This is a genomic window from Neisseria sp. P0021.S007, assembly GCF_051956855.1.
In genome coordinates, this window is the sequence record NZ_JBQCXA010000315.1 from 1 (window position 1) to 827 (window position 827).

General features: G+C 52.7%; 1 protein-coding gene. It reads left to right on the top strand.

Annotated elements, in window-relative coordinates; genetic code table 11:
• A partial coding sequence (gene glyQ / locus ACTHUR_RS13055; RefSeq protein WP_440398934.1) for a glycine--tRNA ligase subunit alpha occupies positions 1–786 on the top strand: 786 nt, incomplete at its 5' end.
• Positions 787–827 lie beyond the last annotated feature (41 nt).

Genomic DNA, 827 nt, shown 5'->3' on the forward strand with positions numbered 1-827 from the left:
ACTTGTCTGCGCGCGTTAGGCCCAGAGCCTTGGTTTGCCGCTTACGTTCAACCCAGCCGCCGCCCCAAAGACGGCCGCTACGGCGACAACCCCAACCGCTTGCAACACTACTATCAATTCCAAGTTGCGCTCAAACCAGCTCCCGCCAATATTCAAGACCTCTACCTCGACTCACTGCGCGAATTGGGTATCGACCCTAAAGTACACGACATCCGTTTTGTCGAAGACGACTGGGAAAACCCTACTCTCGGCGCTTGGGGTTTGGGTTGGGAAGTTTGGCTCAACGGCATGGAAGTAACCCAATTCACCTACTTCCAACAAGTCGGCGGTATCGACTGCTCTCCTGTGCTCGGTGAAATCACCTACGGTATCGAGCGTCTCGCCATGTATCTGCAAGGCGTGGAAAACGTGTACGACCTCGTTTGGGCAAAAACCCTTGATGGCAACATCGTGACTTACGGCGACGTTTATCATCAAAACGAAGTCGAGCAATCCACCTACAACTTCGAATACAGCGATGCCGATTGGCTCTTGCGCCAATTCAACGACTATGAAGAACAAGCCAAACGCCTGCTTGCAGTTGAAGACACCAGTCTTGCCCTGCCTGCTTACGAGCTTGTACTCAAAGCCGGCCACACGTTCAACCTCTTGGATGCACGCGGTGCCATTTCCGTTACCGAACGCGCAACCTACATCGGCCGTATTCGTGCGCTGAGCCGTATCGTTGCTCAAAAATTTGTTGAAAGCCGCGAGAAACTGGGCTTCCCATTGCTTAAAAACCAATAAGCCCACATATGCTTACCACGCCGCCGCCCTTTGATATATTC